This window comes from Blastopirellula retiformator, assembly GCF_007859755.1.
GTDB classification, from domain to species: Bacteria; Planctomycetota; Planctomycetia; order Pirellulales; family Pirellulaceae; genus Blastopirellula; species Blastopirellula retiformator.
Window position 1 is genome coordinate 1,163,077 of sequence record NZ_SJPF01000001.1, and the last position, 18,362, is coordinate 1,181,438.

Annotated in this window: 12 protein-coding genes and 1 pseudogene; 8 read left to right on the top strand and 5 right to left on the bottom strand. The window is 59.2% G+C overall.

Annotated features, from left to right (window positions below; translation table 11 throughout):
- Nucleotides 1–118: 118 nt before the first annotated feature.
- On the bottom strand, nt 119–1,651 hold the full coding sequence (locus tag Enr8_RS04850; protein ID WP_146429460.1) for a sigma-70 family RNA polymerase sigma factor: 1,533 nt from the start codon (nt 1,649–1,651) through the stop codon (nt 119–121).
- Nucleotides 1,652–2,193: 542 nt separating this feature from the next.
- Here Enr8_RS04850 and Enr8_RS04855 point away from each other — a divergent pair.
- The gene (locus Enr8_RS04855) at nt 2,194–2,982 is read left to right on the top strand and encodes an enoyl-CoA hydratase/isomerase family protein (protein WP_246119947.1); all 789 of its coding nucleotides are present in this window, start codon (nt 2,194–2,196) and stop codon (nt 2,980–2,982) included.
- 124 nt (nt 2,983–3,106) lie between these two features.
- On the opposite strand, the gene Enr8_RS04860 is transcribed toward Enr8_RS04855, so the two are convergent.
- Entirely contained in the window at nt 3,107–3,373 is a 267-nt protein-coding gene (locus Enr8_RS04860; RefSeq protein ID WP_146429462.1) for a ribosomal protein L7/L12, read from the bottom strand.
- A gap of 369 nt (nt 3,374–3,742) precedes the next feature.
- On the opposite strand from Enr8_RS04860, the pseudogene Enr8_RS04865 reads away from it, so the two are divergent.
- The 3 genes and pseudogenes from Enr8_RS04865 (at nt 3,743) to glnD (ending at nt 9,629) form a co-directional block, all read left to right on the top strand.
- A pseudogene (locus Enr8_RS04865) lies at nt 3,743–5,111 on the top strand (MFS transporter).
- An 83-nt stretch (nt 5,112–5,194) separates the two neighbouring features.
- Nucleotides 5,195–6,874: an FAD-dependent oxidoreductase gene (locus Enr8_RS04870; protein WP_146429463.1), complete on the top strand. Its 1,680-nt coding sequence runs from the start codon at nt 5,195–5,197 to the stop codon at nt 6,872–6,874.
- Between the two features lie 106 nt (nt 6,875–6,980).
- Nucleotides 6,981–9,629: a [protein-PII] uridylyltransferase gene (glnD, locus tag Enr8_RS04875; RefSeq protein ID WP_146429464.1), complete on the top strand. Its 2,649-nt coding sequence runs from the start codon at nt 6,981–6,983 to the stop codon at nt 9,627–9,629.
- Between the two features lie 7 nt (nt 9,630–9,636).
- Here the strand turns inward: glnD and Enr8_RS04880 are convergent, their stop codons facing one another.
- The 3 genes from Enr8_RS04880 to Enr8_RS04890 form a co-directional block, all read right to left on the bottom strand.
- Nucleotides 9,637–10,995 (bottom strand): DUF1570 domain-containing protein, encoded by a 1,359-nt coding sequence (locus tag Enr8_RS04880; protein WP_146429465.1) that lies wholly within the window; start codon nt 10,993–10,995, stop codon nt 9,637–9,639.
- 90 nt (nt 10,996–11,085) lie between these two features.
- Nucleotides 11,086–11,511, bottom strand: coding sequence for a PilZ domain-containing protein (locus Enr8_RS04885; protein WP_146429466.1), 426 nt, complete (start codon nt 11,509–11,511; stop codon nt 11,086–11,088).
- A 166-nt stretch (nt 11,512–11,677) separates the two neighbouring features.
- Nucleotides 11,678–12,700, bottom strand: coding sequence for a DUF3500 domain-containing protein (locus Enr8_RS04890; protein WP_246119948.1), 1,023 nt, complete (start codon nt 12,698–12,700; stop codon nt 11,678–11,680).
- Between the two features lie 212 nt (nt 12,701–12,912).
- Between Enr8_RS04890 and Enr8_RS04895 the strand changes: the two genes are divergently transcribed.
- From Enr8_RS04895 to Enr8_RS04910, 4 genes are all read left to right on the top strand, one after another.
- Nucleotides 12,913–13,452, top strand: a complete 540-nt coding sequence (locus Enr8_RS04895) for a PTS sugar transporter subunit IIA (RefSeq protein ID WP_146429467.1) — start codon at nt 12,913–12,915, stop codon at nt 13,450–13,452.
- A 118-nt stretch (nt 13,453–13,570) separates the two neighbouring features.
- Entirely contained in the window at nt 13,571–15,751 is a 2,181-nt protein-coding gene (locus Enr8_RS04900; protein ID WP_146429468.1) for a sialate O-acetylesterase, read from the top strand.
- Nucleotides 15,752–15,805: 54 nt separating this feature from the next.
- On the top strand, nt 15,806–16,528 hold the full coding sequence (locus Enr8_RS04905) for an SGNH/GDSL hydrolase family protein (RefSeq protein WP_146429469.1): 723 nt from the start codon (nt 15,806–15,808) through the stop codon (nt 16,526–16,528).
- Between the two features lie 640 nt (nt 16,529–17,168).
- Complete coding sequence (locus tag Enr8_RS04910; RefSeq protein WP_146429470.1) at nt 17,169–18,359, top strand: DUF6268 family outer membrane beta-barrel protein; 1,191 nt, start codon at nt 17,169–17,171, stop codon at nt 18,357–18,359.
- Nucleotides 18,360–18,362: the final 3 nt, after the last annotated feature.

Below are 18,362 nucleotides of genomic sequence, written 5' to 3' on the forward strand. Positions count from 1 at the left end.
AGCGCCAAGAAACGGGTGACAAGAAAAGGGAAGAGGACGAGTCCATTGGTTGTCGCCTGGTGGACTCGCCCTCTCACGCACCCAAAGATGGTGGGGCCTGGTTTGCTAGTGGCAGGCCTTACGCGGTTTCGGCATGATCGACGATCATTTCGTCGCCCCCTTCCAGAAAGCTGGCCAAGCCGCGGCTGCGGTAAGGCTGCTGAAGTTTACGAACCGCTTTCGATTCGATCTGGCGAACGCGTTCTCGGGTGACCGAGAAGATCTTGCCGACTTCTTCCAGCGTGTAGGAGTAGCCGTCGGTCAGACCGTAGCGAAGACGGATGATCTCACGTTCGCGGTGGTTGAGCGCCTCGAGCACTTCGCACAGGCGATCCTTCAGGGCCTGCTGATGCGTTTCGTACAGCGGGTCCTCGTCGCGGTGATCTTCCAGGAACTCGCCGAAGAAGCTGTCATCGTGATCGCCGACCGGCTGGTCGAGCGACAACGGATTGCGGTTCATCTTCAAGATGACCCGGGCATCGTCCAGCGACAGACCGGCCCGTTCGGCGACTTCTTCCGGGGTCGGATCGCGGCCCAGCTCTTGCAGCAGATCGCGGGTCACTGCCCGCACCTTGCCCATCGTATCGATCATATGAACCGGCACGCGAATCGTGCGGCTTTGATCGGCGATGGCGCGGGTGATCGCCTGACGAATCCACCACGTGGCGTAGGTCGAGAACTTGTAGCCCCGTTGGTACTCGAACTTGTCGACCGCCCGCATCAGGCCGGTGTTCCCTTCCTGGATCAGGTCGAGGAAGCTGAGCCCGCGGTTGCGATATTTCTTGGCGATCGAGACGACCAGACGCAAGTTGCCGGCCGACAGCAGACGCTTGGCGGCGTCGTACTCTTCCTGGAACTCTTCAATACGAAGCAAGCGGCGACGGAGCAGCGTCGGGCTTTCCAGCGTCACCTTCATCAGGTAACGGAGTTCGGTCCGCAGTTCGCCAACCGTTTGGCCGCCGCGGGAGACGCCCGCCTTGGTCGCTTCGTCAATCTGCACGAGCAGGGCGTCCATGCGGTGCGAGATTTCTCGCAATTTGGTCAGGAATTGGACGATCTTGTTGGTACGTAGATTGAGTTCTTCGATCAGCCGGACCGCTTTCGCGCGGCGACGGATCATCGCTTTCACGGCGGCACACCGTTTGGCGAGCGGCGTCGACTTGCTGATCACGACTTTGAAGTCGGCGACGTTGCCGCTGAGCAACTTGCGGAGCGTGACCAGGTTGGGCCCGATCCGCCGCATGATGTTCTTTTTCTCTTTGGCGTTGGTAACCGACACTTCGACCGTGCGATCGAGACGGAGCTTGCCGTCGCGAACTTGTTCGAGCAGCTGGACCGATTGTTCCAGGATGAAGTCGTTCGAGATGAAAGCATGGCGGAAGCGGGTTCGCCAGAACTCAATTTGGCGAGCGGCGTTGATTTCTTCCTGACGCGACAGCATCGGGATCTCGCCCATCTGCATCAGGTACATGCGGACCGGGTCGTCAATCTGACTGTCGTCATTGGCGTCCTCGAACATCTCGTCTTGTTCTTCGGTCGATTGAGCCGAAAAGCGACGGGCTTCATCTTGTTCGAAGTCATCGTTATCGAAAGCGTCATGCGCGTGAACCATTAGGTGCGTTCTCCTCAAGAGTTCTGACTGGGCGACCGCGAGTCAGCGATCAGGCGACGATCCACATAGATGCAGCGTCCGTGCCGAATCCATACCGAGCGGTCGTCAATCGACCTAAATGCATTCCCTCAAACGCTTTAAGAAAATGATGCGACGCCTCCTGGGCGATTTTCATGTTGCCGGAGAGCATCATCCGGCGGGATTTGGTGATAACGATCAACGACAGCAAGCCTCAGATCAGCCGGGGGGAAGGGGGAACCAAACCGTAATAACTGAAAAAGACGCTATGAAGCGTTGTTGAATAGGTCTTCTCGAGCCGTGGCAAAGTTCCGTAAAACCAGGGGAAACTTCGATGTTGATTGGTCTCAACATGTTCGATTCTTCACTTATCTCCCCTGCGACGTTAATCCCTGGATCGGCGATTCTTATCGTAAGTCTTTGCTGCCATGAGACTTGTCGCGTTTCTTCGGTTTTCGCTATGATGAAAACTTAGGTAGAAATCCAACTGTCCGTCATAACTAACCGAGCTAGACGTGATCAAAATGAGCGAACCGATCGTCGTCGTGAAGAAACATGCCCCGCTCGGGACGATCATTTTGAATCGCCCCGAGAAACGAAACGCCCTGTCGCGGGTCATGGTCGAAGAGCTGGAGCAGGCCTTTCGCGACCTGCACGCCGAGAAGAGCGTGCGGGCGATTGTGCTGACCGGCGCCGGAACCGCTTTTTGTGCCGGTCTCGACTTGGCCGAGATGCACGCCGCCACCGGCGAAGAGGACTCGTTTGATCGTTGGCGCGACGACGTGGTCCGGCTCCGCGATCTGTACGAAATGATGCTGCGGTTTCCCAAGCCGATCATCGCGGCGGTCAATGGTCCGGCGGTCGCCGGAGGGGCCGGTTTGGTGTTGGCGGCTGATTTCGCCATCGCCTCGTCCGAAGCGACGTTTGGCTTTCCGGAGCCGCGCCGCGGCGTGATCGCTGGGATCTGCGCCCCGCTGTTGACGTTTCGCATCGGCGGTTCGCATGCGGCCCGGTTGCTGCTGTTGGCCGAGACGATCACCGCCCAGCGAGCCGAGGCGATCGGGATCTTTCAAGAGCTGATCCCGCACGAGAAGCTATGGGCCCGGGGAATGGAGATTGCCAATGAAATCGCCTTGTCGGCCGAAGAAGCGATATCGCTGACCAAGCGAATGCTGAACGAAACGATCGGCGAAACGCTGGAAACGTACCTCTCGGCCGGAGCCGCCGCCAGCGCGGCCAGCCGCACTACCGAAGCCGCCGCCGAAGGAATGAAGGCGTTCCTAGAAAAGAGAGAGCCAAACTGGCCGACGTAGGCCAAGTTGGCGGTAAGTGCCTGGCGCCATCTTCGCCGGATGAGTATGTCTTTGCACTATCAGAACGTTTTGAAGCCATGCTTACGCGACGAAGACGCCGTGAAAGCATGCCGCCATTAATCCTCTACGCGAACAACCAGGCCGCCGTTCCGGCGCCGATCGTCGCGGCGCCGAGCAGGATCATCCCGCTGCAGCCGACCCCAGTTGGTTTATCGAGTTCGCCGTCGGCGACCATTTTCGCTTCGATCTGTTCGACCAACTCTTTCGACTCTTTCAAGCCTCGGCCGGTCTCTTCACGCAGCATCTTGATGGCGGCGATCTTCTGCCCTTCTTTGAGCAGGCGTTTGATTTCGTCGAGTTGGCCATCCGGCGATTCATTTTCTACGTCCATGGAAGCGACTTTCTCCTGGCGACTTGCAAGCGGGAACACGGTAACGAAGTGTAGCCGATATCACGCTCACGCCAAAATGGTTGGGCGACTCTAGTTCGACTAGGGATCGGTTGGCACATTCTTGGCGATCTTGCGGCGATCTCCGCTTGTGAACGGATCGCCGGATCCTGAGAATTCGACGAATACGGCAGTGCACGCCGCCTTGCCAAAGTCTATACCCAGGACGCTTCTCCCATGTCTGACGCTCCCCGCCTAACAGTCCGTTGATTTTCTCAACGGGCTGCTGGATCGCAGGGATGCGATCCCAAAATAGCGACGTAAGTCGTTATTTTGGGATCCGCGAAGAGCTATGCTCTGAGCCTGGCGAGGTTGGAAAATGCCACGAGGGCATTTTTCAACAGGCAGCTAACCTTCTTCCAGTGGACCGTCTGTGTGATCGCGGCGATTGGTTTCGCCTTCGACATCTACGAGCTACTGATGTTGCCGCTGATCGTTCGGTCGGCGCTACAAGAGCTGATCGGCGCCGCCCCGGGTTCCGACGCGTTCAATGTTTTTGGTTGGGTTCCTCTTCTTTGTGCCGGCCATGGTCGGCGGGGTATTTGGACTAATCGGCGGCTATCTGACCGACCTGCTGGGGCGGCGGCGGGTGTTGGTCGCCAGTATCTTGCTGTACGCAGTCTCGGCGTTTGCATCCGGTTTCAGCACCGCGGTTTACATGTTGCTGGTGCTCCGCTGCTTCACGTTCATCGGCGTCTGCGTCGAGTTCGTTGCGGCGGTCGTCTGGCTGGCCGAGCTGTTCCCCGACCCGAAACGGCGCGAAGCGGTCCTTGGTTTCCCCCAAGCTTTCTCCTCGATCGGCGGGATGCTGGTAACCGGCGCCAACATGCTGGCGATTCACTATGGATCGCACCTGCCGGAAATCATGGGGGGACACGAAGCTTGGCGATACACGTTGATCTCCGGCGTGATCCCGGCGATTCCGCTGCTGGTGATTCGGCCGTTCTTGCCCGAGTCGCCAGCCTGGGCCGAAGAGAAAGCGGCCGGCACGCTGCAAAGTCCAAGCATCGCACAGCTCTTTTCGCCAGCGCTGCGACGCACGACGATCGTCACTACGATCATGTTTGCCTGCTCGTATGGAATCGCCTTTGGTGCGCTGCAGCAGACGCCGCGCATTGTGCCGCGCCTGCCGCAGGTGAAAGCGCAGGTCGAAGGGATGTCGGTTCCGGAGCAGAAGAAGACGGAACAAGCGGTCGCCGCCGAAGTGAACGGCGTGCAGGAAATTGGGGGTCTGGTGGGACGTTTCGTTTTGGCGGTGTTGGCGCTGGTGGTGGTCAGCCGCGTGACGCTGATCCGGATCTTCCTGTTTCCGGCATTGGTTTTCGTGCCGCTCCTTTCCTTTTATCCGGCTCGTTACAGCCTCGATCTCCTGCATTACGGCATCTTCTTCGCCGGCGTGCTGACGGTCGGGCAGTTTAGCTTCTGGGGGAACTACCTGACGCGGGTCTATCCGCTCCACTTGCGAGGGACCGGCGAAAGCTTTGCCGCCAACATCGGGGGCCGGATGTTCGGCACTTCGTTCGCCATGGTGACCTCGCTGTTGGCGAGCGTCATGCCAGACAAATCGACCGCCTTAGCGGCCGCCGCAGTGGCGCTATTCGTCTGCACGGTGGGGGTGATCGCTTCGTTTTTCTTTCCGGAACCGCCGGCCGAGGACATCGACGAGCAATTTGGAGCGTGAAATCGCAGCTCCTCGGCTGGAGACGATGCAGGGAAATGGCGTAGAATCTAGGGGTTACGACTTACGCCCAGGAATCGCTCGCTATGCCCCAAAAACTTACGATTGTCATCGTCGGCGGAGTCGCCGGCGGCGCTTCGGCCGCCACCCGCGCTCGTCGCATGAACGAGTCGGCCGAGATCATCCTGTTGGAAAAGGACGAGCATGTCTCTTTCGCCAATTGCGGTCTCCCTTATTACATCGGGGGAGAGATCGCCGAGCGGCAGAAGTTGTTGGTCGCCACGGCCGATTTGCTGCGGACTCGCTTTCAAATTGACGTTCGCGCCAATCAAGAGTGCAAGAAGATCGATCGAGCCGCCAATCAGTTGTCGGTTCGCGATCATCTGAAGCAGGAAGACTACGACCTGGCGTATGACAAGTTGATTCTCTCGCCTGGCGCGGCGCCGTTGGCGCCGCCAATGGAAAACGCCGACGCGCCCGGGGTCTTCACCCTGCGCAACTTGGCGGACGCGGACAAGATTCGGGAACATGCGATCAAGACCTCGGCCCGCAAGGCGGTCGTCGTTGGCGCCGGTTTCATCGGCTTGGAGATGGCGGAGCAGTTTCATCGGCTGGAACTGGACGTCGCCCTGGCCGAACTGCAAACGCAAGTCTTGCCGCCGCTCGATCCGGAAATGTCGTACCCTCTTGAGCAGGCGCTTCGCGATCGCGATATTCAGCTGTTCCTGGGAGACGGCATCGCCAGCGTTATGACCGACGAACGGGGCAACGCGTCGGGCGTCAAACTGCAAAGCGGCGAAGCGGCGATCGGCGACCTGGTGGTGCTGGGGCTGGGCGTTCGCCCGAACGTGCAATTGGCCAAAGCGGCGGGGCTGGAGATCGGCGCCACCGGCGGCATCGCCGTCAATCGCTTCTCCCAAACGTCCGATCCTGATATCTACGCCGTGGGCGACGCGGCCGAATATACGTATGGCCCGACGGGCCAACAGATGCGCGTGCCGCTAGCGGGACCGGCCAATCGCGCCGGGCGACTGGCTGGCGAACATGCGGCGACCGATGGCTCGGCCGAGATGCCGGAGGTGCAGGGGACGGCGATTGTCCGCGTCTTTGAGCAAGCGGCCGGCATCACCGGCCTGAGCATGAAAATGGCCCGCAAGCTGGGCTACGATCCGCTGAGCGTCACGATCGCGGCCAATCATCATGCCGGCTATTTTCCAGGCGCTAAACAGTTGGCCCTGAAGCTGGTCTTCGAGAAAGAGTCTGGCAAGATCTTGGGCGCCCAGTGCACCGGCGTGGCTGGGGTTGATAAGCGGATTGACGTGATCGCCACGGCGATGCAGCTAGGCGCCACTGTGCGTCAATTGGCCGGCGTCGATCTCTGCTACGCTCCGCCTTTTGGATCGGCGAAAGACCCGGTTCACATGGCGGCATTCTCGGCTTGTAACTACTTGGATGGCATTGACGCCTTCCTGGAGAGCGACGCCGATCTGGAAGGACGCCAAGTGGTCGACGTCCGCACCGAGAAGGAGGTCAGCTCCAAGCCGCTTGCAGGCGCCGAGGGAACGCTGCCGATTCCGCTGGATGAGCTGCGGCAGCGTCTGGGAGAACTCGATCCGGCGAAACCGACCGTCGTCTCGTGCGGCGTTGGCGTTCGTGCACACGCTGCGGCCCGGATCTTACGTCAGAACGGGTTCTCCGACGTGCAGAACTTGTCCGGCGGCGCCCTGGTGCGTCAGTGGGCCGTCGCGAAGCGAACTGCCGAGTAACTTTTATTCAACAAGCCGATGGCGCCGACTACTCTGGTAATGTTTGACCAGTCGGCGCTTCTTCGGCCTCGCTCGTTTAACGCCTCCGTCCAGCACAAGGCAATCGATGAATTCTGCGATCCGCTTGCGTCCCAGCGTTTTGAAAGCGAAAGAAACGCTGGCCCAAGGCCGAGAGAAACTTCGCCAACAACATGATCAAGGTTCGCCTGGCGTCCAGGTCTGTACGCGACTGACTGATCTGTTTGACCAGATCGTGCTCGATCTGTTTGAAGCGGCGCTGGTTGATCTGGGAGAAGATGGCCCCAAAGGGTTGGCGTCGCAGATCGCCTTGGTGCCGCATGGAGGCTATGGACGCCGCGACGTGGCGCCCTATTCGGACGTCGACCTGATGATCTTGCATCATCCGAAGGCGTACGCTCGCGCGGCGGAGCTGGCCCGGCGAATGGTGCAAGACATGTCGGACGTCGGGTTGGTCCTGGGACATAGTCTGCGAACGCCCAGTCAGGCGATCAGTCTCGGCTTGTCGGATGCGACCATCTTTACGTCGCTTACAGAAAATCGCTATCTGACCGGCAGCGTCTCGCTCTTTCGCAGTCTTGCCGACCAGTTGCGCTCGCGGGCCTGTCGCCGCTTTCGTTCGCTGTTTCACGGGATCATTCTGGCGCGGCAAGGAGAACGAATTCAGTATGGCGATGCGGTCTATCTGCTGGAGCCAAACCTGAAACGTTCCCGCGGCGGTCTGCGCGGTATTCAGATGGTCCGCTGGCTCGGCTTCGCGCGATGCGGCGAAGTCGAGATCGATTCGCTCAGTTTGCTGGGGCTCCTTTCTGACCGTGATCGGCAGATTCTGCGCAACGCGCGGAACTTCTTTCTGCAGATCCGCAACGAGATGCACTTTCACGGCGGCAAGTCGACCGATCAGCTGGACCGCGGCGAACAACTTCGCTTGGCCGATCGCTACGGCTATGTCGGTACGAAAGGGATGCTGCCGGTCGAGCAATTCATGCAGCAGTACTTCTTGCACTCCAGCGGCGTGCGCAGCGTCGTTAGCAACTTCATCGAAACGATCCGCCCCCGATCGATTCTTTCCCGTTCGCTCGCTCCGCTAATGACCCATCGCGTCGACCGCGACATCTACGTCGGTCCATCGGTGATCAGCACGTCGAAGCGATGGAAAGAGGAGAAGAGTGGGCAGATCTCCGAGATCCTGCGTCTGATGGATCTCGCCAATCTGTACGATCGCTGGATCGATCATCCGACGTGGGAGTCGGTCCGACTGCGGATGCAGACGATCGGCGAGATCCAGCTCGATGACGAAGGGCGGAAGCGGTTTCTCTCGATCATGTCGCAACCGCCTCGTCTGGGTGAGTTGCTGGGACGCTTGAACGAATTGGGCGTGCTCGAGAAGATTATCCCTGGTATGGCGCACGCCAAAGGGTTGTTGCAGTTTAATCAATATCACAAGTACACCGTCGATGTGCACTGCATCGGTACGGTCCGCTGTGCGACAAGGTATCAAGATCGAGACGACGCTCTTGGCGAGGCGTACCGCTCGCTCCGCTCGAAGCGAATCTTGCATTTGGCGTTGCTAATCCACGACTTGGGCAAGGGTTTTGAAGAAGATCATAGCGACGTCGGCGCTCGCTACGCGCTAGGGACCGCCGCTAAGTTGGAGCTGACTTCTCGCGAGGCGGAGTCGCTGCGTTACTTGGTGCAAAATCATCTGGTGATGTCGCACCTGGCCTTTCGCCGCGATACCACCGACAAAGAATTGGTCGTCCGGTTTGCGATCGACGTCGGTTCGCCGGAACTTCTGAAGATGCTATTTGTGCTGACGTGCGCCGACTTTGACGGCGTTGGCCCCGGCGTTTTGAATGACTGGAAGGTCCGCGTACTGGCCGAGCTCTATCGCGCGGCGATGGGGCATCTGGGCGTCGAAGTCGAAGGAGAGTCGTCGTCGCGAACTCGCAACAAACGCCAGCGGCTCGAGCAACTGGCTCAGAAGCAGGAAGATCACGTTTGGTTCCAGCGTCAGTTGGAAGCGTTGCCGCCGAGTTACCTGAAGGAAACGCCGGTCGATCAGATTATCGAGGAACTGTCGCAACTGCGAACATTGCCCGAGCAGGACGCCTTCGTCAGCACCAACTATCTGGAAGATCGCGACGTCATCGAGATCACCGTCGGCACGCACGAGGAAGCGGCGCCGGGCGTGTTTCACCGGATCGCCGGCGCGGTCACCAGCTTGCGGATGAGCATTCTGTCAGCCGAGATCAACACGTTGGCCCGGGGACTGGTGCTCGATCGCTTCTTTGTCGTCGATCAAGAGTCGAACGGTGAGCCCGCCGACGAACGGATGGAGGATCTGGCGGCGAAGATCAAGAAGATGGTGCTCGACAAGAACGATGCGCCGCCCAATTTCCGGGCTCGTTGGACTAGCAGAGCGTCGCGAACGGCCGCGCATGTCCAGGTGTTGCCGACGCAGGTAAAGATCGACAACGACACCTCTGAGATCTACACGATCATCGAAATCTTCGCCCACAATCAGTTAGGGCTGCTCTATACGATCTCGCGGACGATCTACCAGTTGGGGCTGAATGTGGCGATCGCCAAAATTGCGACTCACCTGGATCAAGTCGTCGACGTTTTTTACGTCGCGGACGATGAAGGACGAAAGATCGAAGACGAAGGACGGCTCCAAGAGATTATCGCCCGCTTGGGCGAAGCGGTCGATGAGTTTAGCGCTCAGCGGGACTAGCGACCGCTTAGCGAGGTGAGAGTTCCTCGACGTACTGACGCCACTTCGGTTCAAACTCTTCCAGCGACTCGTTAATCAGGTTCTCAAGACGCTGGCGACGCGCAGGGTCGGCGGTGACCATCTTTTCGAGACGATTCCCTTCGAATAGCCGCTCTTCAAACACAAGTCGCCACGCCAATCCCCAGGCCAGCGCATAGTCGAGCTGTTCGCGATGCGGCGACATCGTTAATACAAAGGCGGCGCTGTCGCGCTCAAGCATCTCGGCCAACAAAGGACGATCTGACGCGGCCAGGCGTCGTTTCAGTTCGGCGACCAGGTCGGCCGGCGGCGCGTCGATGCGAAACGAGTCGCCTTCCAGTTGCCCATGCTCAAAGAGCTGCGCCAGCCCTTCGTTGAGCCAAATCGGCACGTCGTACTGAGCCACCGGGAAGACGAAGCATTCCAGGTAGGCGTGAAACGCTTCGTGATAGATGCGCCGGGTCGTATCTTCGATCGCTTTCTCGAAAGCGTCGGCGTTGGTTCGTTCAACCGCGCGGATGCGACTGAGCGCTTCACGACGTTGCCGGAGAAACGCTTCGCGGCGAACCGAGACTTCTTGCTCGATCTCTTCCGGTGGGATCTTCGCGGCCGCCAGCTCTTTGCGATAGGCTTCTAAACGTTCGGGCAAACCTCGTCGCAGTTCGTCCCACCAGCCGATTTGCCGCTTGTGCTCTTCGGCGGCGCGCTTGGCTTGGGCCTGGAGGCGGCGGAAGTCGGTTCCAACGAGAACCAAGCCTTCCTGCGGAAGGAAGATCGCAGGGTTGCGAACGGCGGCGCCGAGCGTCGCCATGTAGTCGGCGTAGTCGCGCATGTCGTCGAACAGAATCAGACGCAGGCGGATATCGCTCTCTTTTCGCGGCGGAATCATGTGCTGAAACGCGCGGGAGGCTTGTTCCAGGCGGACCGCCATTCGCCGCGTTAGCGATTCGTCCAAGCGACTGTAAAAATCATACCCTTCACCGGTGACCACGCGATAGGTAACGCCATCTCGCTTGACCGTTTCCAATTGGATCGTTTCGCGATTCTCGGCCTCAAACTGCAGGCGGTTGCGGAGACGTTCGACTCGTTGGATTAGTTGCGAGCGCGACTCGGGATCGACTTCGGTGATCGCGCGGATTTCGCTCTGGGGGAAATTGCGAACCACGCCGAACATCGGCTTGCCGGCCGGCTTGACGATCTCGAGAAAGTCGAGGCCGTCGGCTTGGCGTTCGACGATCATCCCCTCCAGCGTTCGCCCGTCGCTGAGCGTCAACGTATCGCTTTCGGCCGCGGCGAGCAGCGCCTGACAGCAAAGCAACAGGGACAAGGTGAGAGTTCGGATCAACACGCGAAGCCTATGGGCGGAAGGGGAACGGGAAAAGCTCCCCCCATTCTTGTCGCAAAAAGTCCGCGTGGCAACGGCGAGTCGCTAAGCCGGCTAATGAGGGAGAATCCGCCGCACCAGACGGCAGCCCAACTGATAGGAAACCTGACCGTTGGCGACCATTTCGCGGACGTGCACCAGTTCGGCCTCAAAAAAGCGGAACGGAACCGTGCCGATCGCCAGGATGAAACGAGCGTGGGTCGGTTTGATTGGCAAGACAAACGCAATGCCGGTCGACGAAATATCGTGGAACGTGGCAAGCCGAAACCGCGATGTCGGCGGCATGTTCTCGCCGTCGTACTCGGCGTACATCTGCGTCGTCTGAAACGGATGTCGCGGGCTACGGCGACGTTCGCGCATTACCTCGACATCGTGCCCCAGCAGCGCATCAAGCGACGCTTCTACATCGAGAGCATGTGCCGCCTCATCGGCAAACTCCTCGAATAGTTCGAAGCATTCGAGCTGCGTAGGCTTGTTCATAGGTTTCGCGCAAACAGAGCCGGTTCGGGTGGAAACACCACATCGGAAATCTACGATCGAATCGTCAAGTTGCCAAATTATCTCGTCTCGACCGGTTACCGCGAAAGCCTGCCAGACGGCCGATTGAGACGACAGTGACGATTGAAATGACGCGAACGGTTATTAATTAGGCGGAATTCGTCGCAACCTGGGAGGTGTCGGCGACGTTCACCCAGACATGGACGTGCGGACTACCTCGATAGTGCCAGACAAACGAGGGGCCTTCCAGCCGCCAGATATCCCAAACCTGATCGTCGCCGATATCCCCTTCACGGAAGAAGGCGAGCCGGCACTCGTCCAGGCCGCCGTTCTTATCGAGACAGGCGACCACCTCGTCCCGATCGGATTGGCGGTAGGGGGCGATCAGCGTCTGCAGAACCTTCTGCACCCCTTCTTTTTGATCGCTCGCCAGATCGGCAACCTCGATCCCCAGGAATTTTCCTTCCGGCCCTTGGAACTTGACGTCCTCTTCAAACGGCGCCGTTTTGACCAGCGCCTGTTCCTGCTGTTTGCCATCCAGCATTTTGTAGACGTTGTTCGCCGCGACCGCTTGTTGCCAGAAGACGTTGCCGGGGTGATCGGGCTTCTCGTTAAATCCCTTCGCCGCGTGACCGTAGAAGATCGGTCCGCCAAACGCGACGTGCGGCGTTGAGTTGCCGTCGCAACGCATCGTCATGTGTCGGCCGGTCATCACCAGTTCAAACTTGTCCTCGCCTGGGGCGCCGAAGATCGCGATGTTTTGATCGTTGCCGAAACCGCCGGCGTCGTCCTTCAGCTGCCGATCAAATCGCTCGACCCAGTCCTCGGCGACGATCCCTTCAAAGATCTGGCGGATCAAATGCTTTTGATCGCTGGTGAAGTAGTTGCTGTTGATGCTCGGTTTGGTGATGTGCCAGTTGTTTTCGACCCGAGCTCGCAGCAGTCCGCGCGAGTCGGTATGTTCCCAAGGCAAGCAGATCTCTTTCTTCTGCTTCTCGTTCATCGAGTCGAACAAAACCTTGACCAGCGATTCAGGCGACTGGGCGTCAGCCGCCGGTTTCGTTTCGTCTCCCAGCAGCATGCCCGGGGCGGCTGCGGCAAGCGCGGCGCCAGAAGCGGCCGTTTTGAGGAAATGACGACGATCGACGGAAGAAAGGCGATCCAAGGCCATATCGGGACTCCGAAAAAAGAGGCGGGGAAGGGGGGGGCGTGGCGTTCATTAGAATGAGGTTTTGAAACCATGGCAAATCTTTTTGCGCAGAATCTTGCTTCGCTAGCGGCTATTATCAAGGATCGCCGACAAGACTTTATCGCGGAAATGTGATACGAATCACATGACTCAAATCTCGAGTTTGCAACGTTGCATTACGAAGGTCTGATCTCATGACGCCGGCGTCGCGCGCCCCCGAGGGAGAATCGAATCGTTGTCCGCTTTGCGGCGACGCGATATCGATTTCTCCTTCCCGTCCGCCAGGCGACGCTCCTTGTCCTAATTGCGGAGTGTTGCTGTGGTGGCCCGCGTTGCAGTCGGACGGGGGCTTTGCGTTTCTGGTTGGTGAAGGGACGCTATATGAGATCGCAGCGACCACCAAAGAGGACGCGATCGCGACGCTCGTTCGGCAGATGGTGGACCAGGGGGGGCTCGATGCGAGTTTGGCGCCCGATGCGCTCGCCGCCCTCTATCGCCGTGAAGAAGTCGGTACGACCGCGATCGGTGGAGGAGTGGCGATTCCCCATGCGCGAATTGATGGCCTCGATCAGGTCGTCGGGATTCTGGGTTGCGCGCCACACGGCGTTGATTTTGGCAGCGTCGATGGTGCGCCAGTGACGCATCTCTTCTTGTTGGTCGGCTCCCAGAACGACCCGAGCGGCTATTTGCGAGCGCTGGAAGCCGTCGCCAAAGCGATCCGCGCAATTCGCTGAATTGTGCGCTGGGGGGGCCGGTTTCTTCCCCGCTCACGCCCGATTATCTTAGTATCAAGCGGACTGCCGTCCGCTTGCTCCTCCCCACTACATCCCGATCACCCCGAAACACAATCTCATGACTCGACTTCGCCTTGTTTCCGCCCTGTTGTCGACGCTGCTCGCCCTCGGGGCGACCCCGGCGTTGGCCGAAGTTCGCCTGCCTGGCTTCTTTGGCGATCACATGGTTTTGCAGCAACAGATGCCGCTGCCGGTTTGGGGCTGGGCCGATCCCGGCCAACAGGTAACCGTCACCCTGGGCGAAGCCGCGGCGACCGCCAAGGCCGATGACAAGGGGAACTGGAAGGTCGAACTGCCGGCGATGGAAGCCGGGGGCGGTCCAATGAAGCTGACGGTCGCCGCCGGCGAACGGAAGTTGACCCTCAGCGATATTCTGCTGGGCGAGGTCTGGCTTTGCTCTGGCCAGTCGAACATGGAGTGGGTCGTCCGTTCGTCGAAGAACGCCGCCGCAGAAATCGCCGCCGCCAACTATCCCGAAATTCGTCAGATCAAGTTCAGTCATCAGACGTCCGCTGCGCCGCAAGACGACGTGAAAGGGACCTGGACGATCTGCTCGCCGGAGACGGCCGGCAACTTCACGGCGTGCGGCTACTTCATGGGCCGCAAGTTGTACCAAGAGTTGAATGTGCCGATCGGGCTGATCAATTCGTCGTGGGGCGGCACGCGGATCGAACCGTGGACCCCGCCGGTTGGTTTCGCCAAAGTCGCAGAGCTGAAAGACCTGTCGCAGAGGGTGCAGCGCCGCACGCCGGGCACGCCGCAGAACAGGGCGCTGGCCAAGGGGCACATGGCGGCGACCGAAAAGTGGCTGGCCGAAGCGAAAGCGAAAGACGCCGCCGGCGAAGCAATTCCGCCGAGTCCCGCCGTTCCTGGTGATCTGCAGCCGCACGTCTCGGCAACCGACCCGACGGCGATCTACAACTCGATGATCCATCCGCTGATTGGCCTGCCGTTCCGTGGCGCCATCTGGTACCAGGGAGAATCGAACCATGGCGAGGGAATGCTCTACAAGTACAAGATGGAAGCCTTGATCGGCGGCTGGCGAAAGCTGTGGAACATGGGCGACTTCTCCTTCTTCTACGTGCAGATCGCGCCGTATCAGTATGGTGACGAAAAGCCGGAAGTCTTGCCGGTCTTCTGGGAAGCCCAGGCCGCCGCGCTCGATATCCCCAAGACCGGGATGGTGGTGATCAACGACGTCGCCACGCTCAACGACATTCACCCGCCGATGAAGCAGGAAGTCGGCCTGCGTCTGGCCAATCTCGCCCTCCGCGACGTTTACGGTCAGAAGGATGTGATCGCCGACGGACCGACCTTCAAAGAGCTGAAGGAAGAGAAGGGCGCCTTGCGCGTGGTGTTCGACAACGTCGCCGCTGGTCTGAAGTCGAGCGACGATCAACCGCTGACTCACTTCGAGGTGATTGGCGTCGACACTGGTTGGATGAAGGCCGACGCTAAGATCGACGGCGATTCGGTGATTCTGACTTCCAGCGAAGTCAACCAGCCGGTCGCGATGCGGTTCGCTTGGCACAAGTTGGCCGAGCCGAACCTGGTTAACAGCGCCGGTCTCCCGACTTCGGCGTTCCGCGCCGGCGAAGTGCCGAAGCCCGACGCGTTGCCGAAAGTGGGCGCCGCCAAAGGCTACAAGTTGATCTACGATCTCGATCTGGCGACGCTGCCGCGCGGCGTCAAGTACGATGTCGACAACAGCCAGCAAAAGCTCGCCTTTGATCGGATCGGCTATCTGCTGGAACTGCAAACCTCCGGCGGTGAGCGCAAAGCCGCCTTTGTGTCGATGGACGCGTTCACCGACGACCTGTCGAAGATCGGCGTGCCAACTTTCACCAGCGGCGCTGTGTTCCAACAGCCGGTCAAGTCGTTGACCGTGTGGGCCAGCGGCGCCGACCTGAAGACTGGAGTCAATCTGGATGGCGGCAACATCGAGTTTTGGCCGCACAACTATGGAACGCCAAACGCCGCCAAGGTTCCGGGCGCTTCCGACCAAGTCTATGACTTTGGCGACGTTAAGGCCGAACCGGTCAACGGCTATGGCAGCATGCAAGTGCACAACGGCGCCGCCAAGCAAACGGTTTTCGCCCTCAATCACTGGGGCGCTGGCGCCAATGCCGACATCGGCATCGGCAACAGCAGCGGCGAAACCCGCGATTGGACCTTCAACGGCAACGCTTCGAACTACATCCATAAGCGTCTGCGGGTGTTGGTCCGCCCGGCCCAGTAATCGCGTTTGATCGCTTTCATCATTTCCCATCGCTATCTCACCCAAGAGCCCCCCATGCCCAAGCTCACCATTCGTTTGTTCGCCCTGTTGTTGTCGGTCGCCGTCGTTGTGCCTGCGCTGGCCCAAAAGAAAGAGGCCAAGAAGCGGACGCCGTTTACCAAGGTGGAGGATGTCGCCGGCTTGCCGCAGGTGTTGTTGATCGGCGATTCGATTTCGATCGGCTACACGATGCAGGTACAAGACAATCTGAAGGGCGTCGCCAATGTGCATCGCCCCGGCGCCAATTGCGCTTCGACCAAGCAAGGGGTACAGAACATCGACAAGTGGCTCGGCAGCGGCAAGTGGGATGTGATCCATTTCAACTGGGGTCTGCATGATCTGAAGTACGTGCTGGGGGATAGCCAGACGATCACGGCGATCGACACGCCGGAGGCTCACCCGCAGGTTTCGGTCGAAGAGTACAAGGCGAACCTGGAGAAGCTCGTCTCGCGGATGGAAGAGACCGGCGCTACGCTCATCTGGCGGAACACCACGCCGGTGCCGGTCGAAGGTTCCAACGGTCGCATCCCCGGGGACGCCGCCAAGTACAATGCGGCGGCGCTCGAAGTCTTGAAGAGCCACCCCGACGTTATCGTCGAAGACATGTGGAGCTTCGTGAAGCCGAACCAAGACAAGTGGAAGACGAAGCAAGGCAACGTCCACTTCAACGGCACGGCCAACAAAGAGCTGGCAAAGCATGTTTCGGAGACGATCCAAAAGGCGCTGCCGCAGAAGTAGCGGCTAGACCTCTTCGCGATTTGGCAATGGCTGCTGGAGAAAGGTGAGTACCATTCCTAGGAACGCGACTGAAATCCTTGGATCGCGCCGCAGGGCAAGCAAGCGCGGTCCGGGGATCGGTGGTGTCGATTTGACGGTCGGTGGCGGTCATCGAATTCTCATTCTGGTAGGGTTTCAAGTGAGGAAGTTGAAGGCGCTTTCCTGACGTCTCGTCTAATGGCGACTCCAGGAAAGCTTGCAGCGCTCCGCAACTTCGACAGACGCGATGCGTTGTCTTGCGGCCCCCGAGTTGCATCCAAAAGGAGTCGTCGGGAAGGATAAGACGAGGGCTGCCGACGGACAAATTGGTTGCCAGACGGGTGATAATATTGCCCCATGCGAAGTCGCTCTTGCCGCAGATGTGGCAAGGAGCATGTCGATGGATTTGGGGATCATTTGCCGTGGTCATCGCTCTTTCTGTTGCTAGAACGTCGTAGATGTACTAACAGGCAATTCGCCAGCGGGCGTGGCTGATTTCCGAAAATCGCCCTCGATTGGCGCTAAATTCAGACGCCAATCGGCCTGAAACCCTTTGACGCCAACCGCGGTATCTAGTACTGTCCTCGCTGCGCTGTTCATCGAGAAGGGATGCTCGATCCGAATGAAATTCCGGCTACTCGTATTACTGCTAGCAGTCTACGCCTTAGGGCGCCTGCAGTACGCCGCTGCGCAGTCGTTTGATCCGTTCGTCGATCCTCCGCTGCCGCAGCAAGCCGGCTATTTCGACCAAGACTCGCATGCGATGCCGACGGCAGAGTACATTCCTTGGTCGCGGCCGCAATCACAACCGGCGCCAGCTCCCTATCAAGAGGCCGCCTATCCGCTGCCCGAGGATCCGCAGACCGAGCTGTTCCAGGAAGAGATGTACTTCCTCGAAGAGCTTGACGAAAAGCCGAAGCGGAAGGGGGCTGACATTCCCAAACGTGATCCCTTTCAGGCTCACGCCTATTGGGCGCCGCAGCAAAACCTGCGGGGGCAGGATGGCGACTTCGCGATGAACGGTTTTATTACCAAGTTGATGCTGCCGATCTCGATTCAGGAAGGGCGAATCTGGGCCGCCAACATCACCTACGATCAGCTCAACATCGACTCCGACGCCTTTCTGCCCGATACCGGCATTCCGCTGCCTGACAACTTCTATCAACTCAACTTTGGCGTCACCCATATCCGCACCTTGGACAATGGTTGGCAGGCCGGCGGCAACCTGACCATCGGTACGGCGACCAACAAGCCGTTTGATAACATCGACGACATGACGATGTCGGGGCTCGCCTTCGTCAACATTCCGTGGAACAACGAACGCGACGCTTGGAATCTCAGTCTCTTTTATTCGCCAACCAGTCAGTTGCCATTCCCACTGCCTGGCGTCGCTTATCTCTGGCGACCGAGTGAACAGTTCGAGATGAATATCGGCGTCCCGTTCGCGCTGAAGTATCGTCCCACCGAGCGACGAACGTTCTCGTTCACCTACACGCCGCTGACCAACGTCAATGTCCTGCTCGAGCAAGAACTGGGCGCCAATTTGGTGGCATACGGCGGCTACTCGGTCAACAACAAGATCTATCTGCTGTCAGAGCGAACCGACAACGACGATCGCTTTTACTTCTTCGATCAACGTCTGACGATCGGGCTGAAGCGTCAACTGCCGTGGGGCCTGTCGGCCGATCTCTCGGCCGCCTACCTGTTCGACCGCAAGGTCTTCCAGGCCCAAGGCTTCTCCAGCGACCGCACCGACGAGTTCGGCATCGATCCCGGCGGCTTAATCTCGTTCTCCCTTAGCTGGAGCCGCTAGCCG

What these genes read in the sequence shown, in the direction of transcription:
- glnD (WP_146429464.1), top strand. Translation starts at nt 6,981, where the DNA reads ATGAATTCTGCGATCCGCTTGCGTCCCAGCGTTTTGAAAGCGAAAGAA.
- Enr8_RS04870 (WP_146429463.1), top strand. Translation starts at nt 5,195, where the DNA reads ATGCCCCAAAAACTTACGATTGTCATCGTCGGCGGAGTCGCCGGCGGC.
- Enr8_RS04850 (WP_146429460.1), bottom strand. Translation starts at nt 1,651, where the DNA reads ATGGTTCACGCGCATGACGCTTTCGATAACGATGACTTCGAACAAGAT.
- Enr8_RS04905 (WP_146429469.1), top strand. Translation starts at nt 15,806, where the DNA reads ATGCCCAAGCTCACCATTCGTTTGTTCGCCCTGTTGTTGTCGGTCGCC.
- Enr8_RS04895 (WP_146429467.1), top strand. Translation starts at nt 12,913, where the DNA reads ATGACGCCGGCGTCGCGCGCCCCCGAGGGAGAATCGAATCGTTGTCCG.
- Enr8_RS04885 (WP_146429466.1), bottom strand. Translation starts at nt 11,511, where the DNA reads ATGAACAAGCCTACGCAGCTCGAATGCTTCGAACTATTCGAGGAGTTT.
- Enr8_RS04910 (WP_146429470.1), top strand. Translation starts at nt 17,169, where the DNA reads ATGAAATTCCGGCTACTCGTATTACTGCTAGCAGTCTACGCCTTAGGG.
- Enr8_RS04890 (WP_246119948.1), bottom strand. Translation starts at nt 12,700, where the DNA reads ATGGCCTTGGATCGCCTTTCTTCCGTCGATCGTCGTCATTTCCTCAAA.
- Enr8_RS04900 (WP_146429468.1), top strand. Translation starts at nt 13,571, where the DNA reads ATGACTCGACTTCGCCTTGTTTCCGCCCTGTTGTCGACGCTGCTCGCC.
- Enr8_RS04855 (WP_246119947.1), top strand. Translation starts at nt 2,194, where the DNA reads ATGAGCGAACCGATCGTCGTCGTGAAGAAACATGCCCCGCTCGGGACG.
- Enr8_RS04860 (WP_146429462.1), bottom strand. Translation starts at nt 3,373, where the DNA reads ATGGACGTAGAAAATGAATCGCCGGATGGCCAACTCGACGAAATCAAA.